Genomic DNA, 11501 nt, shown 5'->3' with positions numbered 1-11501 from the left:
ATCCTTGTATTATACTAAAACGATAGAGTATTAAAAATGTTGTGATTTTAAATGGAGTAAATAAAATGAATAAACCGCTAATAATTTGCAAGAATGTATGCTTTTCTTATGATAACACAGTTGTTGTCGAAAATATTAATTTTTCTTTATATACTGGAGATTATTTATGCATAGTGGGAGAAAACGGCGCAGGAAAAAGTACATTAATGAAAGGATTATTAGGCTTAAAAGCTCCTTCAATAGGAGAAATTAATTTATCTGATGAATTAGGAAAAAATGAAATTGGATATTTACCTCAGCAAACCCAGATGCAGCGTGATTTCCCTGCCAGTGTATTTGAAGTAGTGATTTCCGGAACCTTAAATAAGAAAAGAGGATTTCCGTTTTATAATAAATTAGATAAAATGCATGCTTTAGATAATATGAAAAAACTTGGCGTTGAACATTTGAAAAATAATTGTTACAGAGAACTATCTGGTGGTCAGCAGCAGAGAGTATTACTTGCAAGAGCATTGTGTTCTGCCAAAAAGGTTTTGCTGCTTGACGAACCGGTTACGGGACTCGATCCGTCTGCTTCAAATGATATGTATAATATAATATTTGACATAAATAAAAATTTCAAAATAACTATAATTATGATTTCACATGATATTAATAGCGCCTGTAAATATGCTAACAAAATTTTGCATATAAATAAAAATCAAGTTTTTTTTGGCAGCTCAAATGATTATTTAAAAAGTGATGCTGTAAAAACATTTTATCATAATAAAAATGATTAATTATTTGTGAAAACTTGATAAAAATTTACGTAATAATTATAATAAGTGGCAGCTATATTGACAAATGAACAAAAGTGTAGTATTATTTATATAAGGTAATTTTATTGAAATAAGTTTTAGGATGGAATTAATTCCATCCGGTTTTACATAGATGATATTAGGGAATTTACATAATCTTGCATTTCTTCTTTTGAATTAACACCTTTACATCCCTTTATAAAATTTTCTTTGTCATTCGACGGCATTAATGAAAATTTTTCCATTGCAGGTAGATTTTTTGCCAATGCCATTCCGAGTCCAAGCGGCATTTCACCGCAGTTTATATAATCTTTTTCCAATTCTATCACCTCTTTAAATATTATTGCATATAATTAATGATTATATTCAACAATTTTGATTTTGAATTAGAATATTGTAAAACAACTTTAGGAGGCGTTTAAATGCCTAATTATAGTTATACTGCTAAGGATTCCTACGGTAAATCTGTTAAAGGAAATCTTGATGCGGAAAATGAAAAGGATTTTTTGGATAAAATCCATCAAAAAGGCTTATATTGTACTAATTATAGTCAATCTTACGTTAAACGTAAAAAATCAGTAAAAAAGTTTAAAACTAAAGATTTAGCATTCAATTGCCGTCAGCTCAGCGCTATGCTTTCTTCAGGTCTTACTCTTGTAAAAGCGCTTGACATTTTGGCTCGTGAACAGCCTTCAGAATCCGCCAAAATCGTTTGGCAGGATATTTATGAAAATGTTCAAAAGGGAGAATCTTTTTCATCAGCATTAGAGCTTCATTCTGGTACATTTCCTCAGTTTCTGATATCAATGATTAATGCAGGCGAATCCAGCGGATCGCTCGATATTATTATGCAGCGAATGTCTGATCATTATGCAAAAGAGAATAAGATGAACAACACTATTAAAAGCGCAATGATGTATCCGATGATACTGCTTGTTTTATCTATTGTAATTGTATTAGGAATGTTTACCTTTATAATGCCGACTTTTATTGATATGTTTGAAGATCCCTCAACAATGCCCACGCTTACTAAAGGAATGCTTGCTATAAGTGATTTTCTTACACAACGCTGGTATATAATGCTGGGAATAGTCATTATTTTAATATTTTTAATTAGATATATTTTAAAAGTACCTTCATTTAGGTTAAAATTTGATAAGTTATTGCTAACAGGTCCCGGATTCGGGAAGCTTATAGTAACTATTTATACAGCAAGATTTGCCAGAACTCTATCTTCTCTTTATTCAAGTGGGATCCCAATGGTTGAATGTCTTGAAAGAGCCTCTGCTATACTTGGAAACAGCTACATAGATCTGAAATTTGAAACGGTGATTGACGAGGTTAAACAAGGTGCGTCATTGTCTTCCGCTATTCAGAGAACTGGAATTTTTGACTCAATGTTTTGCTCAATTATATATGTTGGAGAAGAATCAGGAGCATTGGATGATATCTTAACAAAGACGTCTGATTACTATGAAGAAGAATCTGACACGGCTGTTCAGCGATTAGTAGCAATGCTTGAACCTATGATGATCATTATATTAGGTATAATGGTAGGGTTGATAGTTGCTTCTGTTTTACCGGCGTTATATTCATCATTTGATAATATTACATAATTGAAAAGGAGGAATGCATATGCTTTCCTTTGATATAACTGATAAAATTATAAGAATTGTAAGAGGCTTTGAAAGCAGCGGAAAAATAAAAATATATGACGCATTTTCGATAGATATTCCAGAAAAGTCTATTGAGAATGGCAATATTGTTGACGTAACAGGTTTGGCGTCTATTATAGGAGATATACTAAAAAGCAAAAAAATAAAAGAAAAGAGCGCCATAGTTAGTATATCATCAAATCTTACTATATTTAAAGAGCTTGATATTCCTAAAGCCAAAGGACAGCATTTTCTTAAAATGGTCAAGGCAGAAATGCAGGCTCAGCTTGGAATCGATGATACTTATAGCGTTTCTTATTTGATCGTTGGAGAAGTTGAGGATAAAAATGAAAAGGGAAAGATAATTGAAAAAGTTCTGGCTACCGCATGCCCATATGATATGGTAGAAAACTATAAAAGATTATTTGCGATTTTATCCATTTCTCTGAAATCTGTAATAATTGGATGTAATTGTATTTCAAAAGTAATTTTATCTGATGTTAAATCATGTTTAAAAATGCCTCTATTAACAGTTCAGCTTGATAATAATTTTCTAAGTATTAATCTTTATGATGATTCTAAACTTGCATTTTCAAGGTTTACTAATATTGATCCATCCGATTATGGCTTTGCTTCTGATTATATGACTCAGGCAGTTAATGAAAATATATTCAGAATGCTGCAATTCCAGAAAACACGCAGCTCGGATTTACAAATTGAAAATGTAATATTTTACGGCGATTTAAAAAATATTGATGATATTAAGTCAGCTACAGAACAAATGGATCTCAATGTAAGTTTCATACCAACTCCTTCTCAGGTAAGCGGTTGTGAAAATATAGATTTTGCTTTATATGCAAACGCCGTAGGCGCATTATATAAAAGAAATAAACTTACTGAAAGAATAAATTTGCTTGAAACTGATACAGATCATAAGAAAAAGATAAAATCCGATGCTTCTTATTCAGTAATGCTAACTTCTATACTTGGTATTACTATTGCTGTTATAGGCGGGATATATTTTGGATTAAACATTAAATATAATTCAGTTAAAGACGATTTAAATAGTGTTGAATCAAAAATTAATAGTCAAGAAACTATTAAAAAAATGCAGTTATTTGATACTCTTGAAAAACAGGAAGAAAAAATTAACGAATATAGAAAAAATATCAGTATTGCTGCTGACGCATTTAAAACTCATCCGGCTATTTCACAGGAATATATGGATATTATAGAAAATGAAATGATCAACGCGGCTCATGAGCTTAATTTATGGGCGCAGATTACCGAATTTAGATATGAAAATTATACTGTTATATTAAGTATCAGAACTGCGGCTGACAGTGATCCTTCACAAAGTCTTCCGGCGCTTATTGTAGAAAAGCTTCTGACTCACAGTGAATTTGCAGACGTAATATACAATGGTTATAATATTTCATATAATGAAACAAGCGGAAAGGTTGTAAATTATGAAATACAAATTCCTCTTGAACCTATAGAAGTTCCTACTGAAACCAATACAGAAGGTTAGAGGTGAAAACATATGCAAAAGCTTAGCTATCGCGATAGAATAATTATACTTATCGTCCTTATAATTATGATTTTGGTTATAGGATTTATGCTCCTCATAAAACCTAAATTTAAAGATATTTCTGCCGCAGAGGATTCCTTAAATAATGCTCAGTCTCAATGGAATGAAATTGAAAATAAAATAAATCAAGTGGATACCATAAAAGAAAGAGTTCAGAAGAAATATAACGAATCTGTTGAGCTTGGAAATTTATTTGTGGATTTAAAAAGAGCTTATACTCTTGAAAAATTTATTCAGGAATATTTTAATAAAAATGGGGTTTATATAAATACTAATGCTTCATATAGCGATCCTTCAGTAATAACCCTTACGCCGTATTCCATAAATTATGAATCTCTTGACTATTCAATTGGTCAATCTGCAAATCTTAATTCCACCGATATTGAAGATCAAACTGAGGATGTAAATACCGATGAAAGTCAAGAGCAAAGTCTTCCATGCGGAACGGTTACTATTGATTACTATGCCACAAGGTCAGGACTTTTACAATTTATGCAGGATATTAAGGAATCCGGTAAAACAATCGAAATAAAATCATTAACTATTGGCAACAATTCCTATAATACCGATCCTTCATCAGTATTAACAGGGGATATGACCATAGACGTTTATTATGCAGAAATGATTTCTGATCTTGAAATAGGAGAAGAAATAAACAGCAGTATTGATTAAGATTAAAAAGTTCTGTAATTGAAGGCGGTGATATTATGTTAAAAGATGCTGGCAAGCATAAAGCTAAGGGTTCGGTTTTATATACTGTTGTTGCCGTTATGATGATTATGACTGTATTTATTTTTGCTGCTTTGGCTCTTGCTTCATCGGCAAACAGGCGCGCCTTTAATTCGTATGCGAATAATCAAACTCAGTATACTGCCCGATCGGTTATTGACAGTATATGGGAAGCAATGAATCAGAACGAAAGCTTTGCAAATCAATTTGCCTCCTTAACTAATAAGGGCGATAGCAAGGAAATAGATGTTACACTGCCTAATTCTGACTCCTCAATGGGTAAAATAGTTGGTAAACCTACTGTAACACTTCTTGGAAAGGGTATGGAATACGGCTATAATACAGATAAAAATATGTATAAAATTTCTGCCACAGTAAAAATGATAGGACAGGAAAATACATTAGCCGGATATTTTATTGCAGATAAAATCGAAAGCGGATCTCCTTTTGATTATGCGTTAGTTTCTCTTGGAGATAACAGTGTAAACACGCTTGATAATTTATCCGTTTTAGGAGGAACTAGTACCGGTTCAAGCTATCCTCATGATATTAATATTAGAAATACAAATGCTTTACTTCAAAGTCCTGCAAATATTAACGGCAATTTAACTATAAACGCTTTTAATGCTCATATTCTACTATCCAAGCAGGAGGAAGGAGCGTTTGTAAACGGCAGCTTACAGTTTGTGAATTCAGGAAATATAGTTCGCTCGGATTTAACGGATAAAGTAAATTATATACAGTTGCCTTATCTTTATGTAAGAGATAAAATAGAATTCAACGCAAATTTACAGGAGATAGGATCAATTACTAATCCGGTTATTGTAATGGCTGATACTATTGATGGTTTTGGTTCAAGTAATGTGTCAGATAGAATATATGGAGATTTATATCTTTATTCACAATCATCTGCGTCAAATCTTAATTTAAGCGGTTTATCGGCCGGTGTTCAAAAATGGTCAGGAGACGCTGTTAATAAACAGGATAACAGATCTGGTACTTCATATACAGGCGGTAATATTTATTCATTAGGAACACTCAATATAACAGGTGAAAACGGTCAATCCGGAAATAATGTAATTGCAGATACTTTAAATTTAAATCATAAGGGAGTTTTTCAGGTTTACGGAGCTTCTGTGGCTAACACGGTTAATCTTCAAAAGGACTACAACGGCGGAAGTTATATGTTTTATAACGGTCTGTTTACAGATCCGGATAATTTTACATGTGAAGAAAATATATCTGTAAACAATATTCAGTTTAATAAAGCTAAATCAATTATTAATAGTTTACCGATTTCAGTTGAAGTCAATCAATTATGGCAGCCAAGCGATAGCGATCATTTTATTAATTATGATTTGACTGCCGCAATACCTTCATATAATTCTGATATGGATATTATACCAAGATCTTTAGAAATTGAATGGGAGGCTCCGTCGGGAACTTCTATTAATAAGCTTGAGGTTGACGGATGGTTTATTGACAGCCCATATTTTAATCAATCTAAGGAGATTTCAGGATCCCAAGGAAAAGTAACCTTTAATTTTGATTGGGCTTATAGAATGAGAAACAATGATAGATTTACTATACGAATCAAATATGTCGGAAACGAAACTACTCCTTATAATAACAGCATATATATAAAATCCATTAACTTAAATACAGATATATATGACATAGATAATTCCGGTAACCTTGAATTTTTGAAAAATGTAAATGATTATGCGTTCAGTAATAATGAAGATATAATTTATATTGATGATATTGATAAGTCAGTTAAATTAGAAAAATATGCTGATACAAATGGCGTTTTAAAGCTTAAAATATCTAAAGCTGAATTTAAAACGCCGTTTGACGAGGGAAACGAATTGGACAGAACTAAAGCGCCTTATATTGAAATAGGTACATATGATTATGTTTCCCAGTATGCTGATTTTCTCAAATCAGTTGTAAATACTGCCGTGTTTCCGGATACAATGAAAAGGGATCAAATAAACGGTTCTCCTCCTGATTTTGTTGACGACAGTTTTTTGGAACAAACGGAATATGAGGATATTCCCGGAAATAAGGTTCCAATTTCTAAGGTTGAACTTGAAGCTAAGCTTGAGGTTGATAAAGCTTTTGACCATATCGGTGAAACGTCCTCACTTATTTATACTTTCAATGGCAGTACAATTGAGTGCAGCGACGGGACTGTTTATAATTCAGAAGATTCTGTTGAAATAACCTCGTCATGTACTTTTACCGGATATTTGCAATGGAAACAAATTTCTATAAAACCTGCTTCTTCTAACATATATATTAAACTTGATAATTTCAATATATATAATATGCAAAACCAAACAGCTATTGTCGTAGATGATTCAGGAGGTACAAAAAAGGTTAATTTTTTAATTCCTAAGAACTGCGGATTTTATACTAATGGCAGTATTTTGACTAAAACATACAACGAAATGGATTATTTTGATATAATTCAGAATCCTGACGTTCAGGATAAAATACCGGGAATTACTTTTTATATGGAATATGATAAATCAAATACAGCAGTTTTTAATCTTGACAATAAGTCCGTACTATCCGGTTATATAATGGCGCCTACATCAAAGTTTTCTGCTGAAGGCGGCTCTAAGACATTTGATTATACATCTGAATTAAAAAATTCCTATTCCAATCTGGCCCTTATCGGCGGTATTGTTTTTAAGGACGTCAGCTTTGGCACAGCATGTGCTTTTGCTTATGTTAATCCTAATGCGCTGAATGAGGAAGACGGCGGCGGTTCATATTTAGGCAATCCTGATTGTCTGTATTATCAGTGCTATTAAAATTAAGGAGGGGAGCCAAGGAATGAAGAAAATAAAAAGAAGCTATAATGGTATGACGCTTGTTGAAGTCCTTGTAGCTCTTGCAGTTTTTACAATAATCTCCGCTCTTCTTGCGTCTGCTTGTGCCGGTATTTGTACAATAATGCGTAAGACAAATCGCTTAAATAAAAAGATTTCAAATGAAACTCCAGACGCGGAGCTTAAAAATGGCATTCCAATTACTATGGCAGACGGTACTAATGAGGAAACTTCTATGATTTTAAGTATAGGCGGTAAAAAATATAAGGTCATAGGCAAGCAATATTTAACAAATGACAGCAGCAGTTATTATGAAGACGGCGGTGATTTTAAATATTTTGATATCGCAGATCCTAATACAGATAAAGACGGCAATCCTCTTCCCGTTACAAGACCGATTGTTGAGGAGGTACCGTAAAATGAAAAAGCTTAAAGGTTTTACACTTATTGAGCTTATTATAGTTATGGCGATTTTTACAGGTATAGCTGTCGGCGCAATGGCTATGATAAAACCGGCTATGAAACTTTTCAATAATACTGCGGAACTTGAAAAATCCAGCGCTGACGCTGATAATATCCGGAGATATATCGAAGATAATCTGCGTTACGCAAACAGATTATTTAATTGTGTAGGATATAATGATTTCAGCAGTATTAAAAAGGACAGCTATGATCTTGTGCTCTATGATTCAGTTACTGATTCAAATCTTCCGACTCATAAAACTGATCAGCCTATTTTAAATTATTTTAATGATTTGTACTTCCCATATTCCTCGCCTGAAAATGTTTATGTTATGGAAATTGATAACGGTGATATTTTTACCCCGGGTGTTATGGGCAAAATCATTATTTATAAGGCAGATTTAGCCACGGGTTTATTAAGTAAAGAATCGGAGGCAAGTTCTGATTATTACAATAAATATTCATTTAATATTAATTTCGGAGACAGTGTATCGGGTGTTTATTCAGGTTTAAACACACCCTCAAGAGAAATACTAATTGATATATTTAAAATAAGAAATAAAACAGATAATGACGGAAAATATTTTGACGACATTTTGCTTAATTCATCATCTTCCCATGATATAACATCAGCATTGTATATGGTTAATCTTGAACGTAATCTTGATGTGAAGACCGGTGAAAGATCAGATGGTACTACTGTTTTTAACGAACATGTTTCAAGACTTGTAACAATTGAAAATCCGTTTCCTGATGAAGATTATAAATACTATTTTATTTATACCGTTCCGGAAATAATAAGATAAAAATCAGGCAGTCTAATTAAACTGCCTGATAATTATATAAACATATTCAGCCAAATATCTACTAACTTTTCACCCCATAGCGTCCCAATAAAAAGTCCGATTGCCAAATAAGGTCCAAAAGCAAATTTAGATTCTCCGCTTTTTCGTTTTTGATATAGACCTCCTGCCGCCGCAAATAATATACCGCAAAACGCTGAAATTACTATACTTTTGTTTCCTATCAGCAGACCCGATGAAGCCATTAGAATTGTATCTCCAAGCTCAATTCCTCTTATTTTTTCTCCGGTATTTTTTAAAATTATTTCCGCGGAAATTTCACCGATAAGAAAAAACGGCACACTAATTAATAAACCGCCTGTAACACGCTGTAATATTGTAAGGCTGTCAGTAAAAAATGCAGAAATTACAGCAAGAATGCAAATTGCTATTAGTAATCTTGTATCTATTTCAAGGAAATCATGATCAATAAATCCAATTACAATTAAAATCGAAAAGAAAATGCATATAATTATTGATTGGACATTGAAATCCATTACAAGAAAGGTTATAATATATAAAAATGCGTTTAGTATTTCAACAAAAGGATATCTTAATGAAATTCTGTTCCCGCATTTTCTGCATTTTCCTTTTAAGAAGATCCAGCTAATAACTGGAATTAAATCGCATTTTTTTATTTTTGAGCCGCATTTGACGCAGTGAGACGAGTTTTTCATAAGGGATTCACCTTTCGGCAGACGGCATATTACTACATTTAAAAAACTGCCTATGCAGATACCTAATACAAAAATAATGGAATAAAATATAATGTAAAAAGTGGGATCTAAGTTTTCAAGACCTAAAATAGTGTCGGACATTATTTAATCCTCCTCTTTATAATGGTGCATTTATATTTTAACATAGATTTACAGTAAATACAAGTTTAAATTAATCCGGAGGTCATAATGAGGAATATAAGAATCGGCGATTACCTTGTTTCAAAGGGATTGATAACAGAAGAACAACTTATAAAGGTTTTGCAGGTTCAGAAGGAATCACAGGGAACTAAGCGTTTTGGAGAAATTATTATAGAACTCGGTATGCTGTCGGAGGTCAAATTCGCTCAGGCTTTAGCAAGTAAGCTTAAGGTGCCCTTTGTTGATTTATCGAATATGGAGATTGATGAGGAAGCGGCTAAAAAAATACCTGAAGCTCTTGCAAAAAAACATACTGTTATAGGAATTAATGTGCAAGGAAAAAGGCTTACCGTTGCCACAGACGATCCTATAAATTTCAATATACTTGAAGATATTAAGGTATCGACAGGTATGGATACTATTCCCGTTTTAGCTACAAAAACTGCTATAAACAAGGCTATAGGAAAAACATATCAAAAGCAAAAGGTTGACAGCGTTATTGAGGACGTTGCTCAGCATAGCGTAGAGGAAAAGGTAGACGAGGGAGCAAAGGAACGAATTGAAAGCGCTCCTATAGTAAAGCTTGCCACTACCATTGTAGAAAACGGTTTCCGTGCCGACGCAACAGATATACATATTGAACCCTTTAAAAAATATACAAGAATAAGAGTACGTGTAAACGGAGACCTGATAGAGCTCATGAATGTTTCCAACGTTGTTCATAATTCACTGGCAACCAGACTTAAGCTTATCAGCGGAATGAATATTGCTGAAAAGCGTCTACCGCAGGACGGTCGTTTTACGCAGGTTGTCGACGGAGTGACTCTTGATGTCCGTGTTTCTTCTCTGCCTACCGTAAACGGCGAAAAGATAGTTATACGTATTCTCTCAAACGGATCTATTTCGCTTCGTAAAATTACGGATCTTGGTATGACTGATTATAATTACGGAATGTTTGAAAAAATGCTTAAATGTCCACATGGAGTTATACTTGTTACCGGTCCCACCGGATCAGGTAAAACTACTACTCTTTACGCTGCTTTAGGTGAAATTGCCAGACCAAATGTTAATGTAATAACAGTTGAAGACCCTGTTGAAAAGAATATCGACGGAATTAATCAGGTTCAGGTAAATACAAAGGCCGGTATGACCTTTGCGGCGGCTTTACGATCCATTTTACGTCAGGATCCGGATATTGTCATGATAGGTGAAATGCGCGATACCGAAACGGCTGAAATCGGTATCAGAGCCGCTATTACGGGACATCTGGTGCTATCAACACTTCACACGAACGATGCAGCGTCTACAATTACAAGACTTGTTGATATGGGAGTACCGTCGTATATGGTTGCATCGTCCTTGATCGGCGTAGTAGCTCAGCGTCTGGTTAAGGTTTTATGTCCTAAATGCAAAAAGCCTCGTTTGTCTACGGACGAAGAAAATGGGCTTATGGGAATATGCAGTTCTGTTACAATTTTTGACGCATGCGGATGTTCTGAATGCAATAATACCGGATATAAGGGAAGAACAGCTATACATGAAATTATTCATTGTACAAACGATATATCAGAACTTATAGTAGACGGGGCAAATAAGGATCAGCTTGAAAATGCCGCAAAGGCTCATGGAACTAAGCTGTTGAGAGAAAATGTTTCAATGCTTGTTAGAAGTGGTAGTACTACTATTGACGAACTTGTCAGAGTTACATACACTATTTAAAATTGGAGG

General features: G+C 33.5%; 10 protein-coding genes. 8 read left to right on the top strand and 2 right to left on the bottom strand.

All coding sequences use genetic code 11. The features are described 5' to 3' along the window. Positions 1 to 65 precede the first annotated feature (65 nt). Positions 66 to 779, top strand: a complete 714-nt coding sequence (locus ACYQ0N_RS07890) for a metal ABC transporter ATP-binding protein (protein ID WP_177533064.1) — start codon at positions 66 to 68, stop codon at positions 777 to 779. 143 nt (positions 780 to 922) lie between these two features. Here ACYQ0N_RS07890 and ACYQ0N_RS07885 read toward each other — a convergent pair whose 3' ends face one another. Then, positions 923 to 1117, bottom strand: coding sequence for a hypothetical protein (locus ACYQ0N_RS07885; RefSeq protein WP_177532998.1), 195 nt, complete (start codon positions 1115 to 1117; stop codon positions 923 to 925). Positions 1118 to 1219: 102 nt separating this feature from the next. Between ACYQ0N_RS07885 and ACYQ0N_RS07880 the strand changes: the two genes are divergently transcribed. Genes ACYQ0N_RS07880 through ACYQ0N_RS07855 form a run of 6 tightly spaced genes read left to right on the top strand, consistent with a single transcriptional unit; the run spans position 1220 to position 8880 of the window. Then, positions 1220 to 2413, top strand: coding sequence for a type II secretion system F family protein (locus ACYQ0N_RS07880; RefSeq protein WP_460162378.1), 1194 nt, complete (start codon positions 1220 to 1222; stop codon positions 2411 to 2413). A gap of 19 nt (positions 2414 to 2432) precedes the next feature. Beyond that, entirely contained in the window at positions 2433 to 3983 is a 1551-nt protein-coding gene (pilM, locus tag ACYQ0N_RS07875) for a type IV pilus biogenesis protein PilM (RefSeq protein WP_460162377.1), read from the top strand. Positions 3984 to 3995: 12 nt separating this feature from the next. Continuing rightward, positions 3996 to 4715, top strand: coding sequence for a type II secretion system protein GspM (gspM, locus tag ACYQ0N_RS07870; protein ID WP_177533061.1), 720 nt, complete (start codon positions 3996 to 3998; stop codon positions 4713 to 4715). Positions 4716 to 4750: 35 nt separating this feature from the next. Then, positions 4751 to 7594, top strand: coding sequence for a hypothetical protein (locus ACYQ0N_RS07865; protein ID WP_460162376.1), 2844 nt, complete (start codon positions 4751 to 4753; stop codon positions 7592 to 7594). A 22-nt stretch (positions 7595 to 7616) separates the two neighbouring features. Then, the gene (locus tag ACYQ0N_RS07860) at positions 7617 to 8030 is read left to right on the top strand and encodes a prepilin-type N-terminal cleavage/methylation domain-containing protein (RefSeq protein ID WP_177533059.1); all 414 of its coding nucleotides are present in this window, start codon (positions 7617 to 7619) and stop codon (positions 8028 to 8030) included. Position 8031: 1 nt separating this feature from the next. After that, the gene (locus tag ACYQ0N_RS07855; protein WP_177533058.1) at positions 8032 to 8880 is read left to right on the top strand and encodes a prepilin-type N-terminal cleavage/methylation domain-containing protein; all 849 of its coding nucleotides are present in this window, start codon (positions 8032 to 8034) and stop codon (positions 8878 to 8880) included. Positions 8881 to 8912: 32 nt separating this feature from the next. Here the strand turns inward: ACYQ0N_RS07855 and ACYQ0N_RS07850 are convergent, their stop codons facing one another. Next, a complete protein-coding gene (locus ACYQ0N_RS07850; protein WP_177533057.1) occupies positions 8913 to 9734 on the bottom strand; it encodes a prepilin peptidase in 822 nt (273 codons plus the stop codon). 87 nt (positions 9735 to 9821) lie between these two features. On the opposite strand from ACYQ0N_RS07850, the gene ACYQ0N_RS07845 reads away from it, so the two are divergent. Further along, the gene (locus ACYQ0N_RS07845; RefSeq protein WP_460162375.1) at positions 9822 to 11492 is read left to right on the top strand and encodes a GspE/PulE family protein; all 1671 of its coding nucleotides are present in this window, start codon (positions 9822 to 9824) and stop codon (positions 11490 to 11492) included. Positions 11493 to 11501 lie beyond the last annotated feature (9 nt).

It is taken from the genome of Ruminococcus sporogenes (assembly GCF_054655175.1).
Note: the sequence above shows the minus strand (reverse complement) of the source record. Positions and strands in the feature narration are given on the sequence as shown.

Bases quoted from the DNA above. Each gene is read 5' to 3' on its own strand.
- ACYQ0N_RS07845 (WP_460162375.1), top strand. From the start codon at position 9,822: ATGAGGAATATAAGAATCGGCGATTACCTTGTTTCAAAGGGATTGATA.
- ACYQ0N_RS07855 (WP_177533058.1), top strand. From the start codon at position 8,032: ATGAAAAAGCTTAAAGGTTTTACACTTATTGAGCTTATTATAGTTATG.
- ACYQ0N_RS07860 (WP_177533059.1), top strand. From the start codon at position 7,617: ATGAAGAAAATAAAAAGAAGCTATAATGGTATGACGCTTGTTGAAGTC.
- pilM (WP_460162377.1), top strand. From the start codon at position 2,433: ATGCTTTCCTTTGATATAACTGATAAAATTATAAGAATTGTAAGAGGC.
- gspM (WP_177533061.1), top strand. From the start codon at position 3,996: ATGCAAAAGCTTAGCTATCGCGATAGAATAATTATACTTATCGTCCTT.
- ACYQ0N_RS07890 (WP_177533064.1), top strand. From the start codon at position 66: ATGAATAAACCGCTAATAATTTGCAAGAATGTATGCTTTTCTTATGAT.
- ACYQ0N_RS07880 (WP_460162378.1), top strand. From the start codon at position 1,220: ATGCCTAATTATAGTTATACTGCTAAGGATTCCTACGGTAAATCTGTT.
- ACYQ0N_RS07865 (WP_460162376.1), top strand. From the start codon at position 4,751: ATGTTAAAAGATGCTGGCAAGCATAAAGCTAAGGGTTCGGTTTTATAT.
- ACYQ0N_RS07850 (WP_177533057.1), bottom strand. From the start codon at position 9,734: ATGTCCGACACTATTTTAGGTCTTGAAAACTTAGATCCCACTTTTTAC.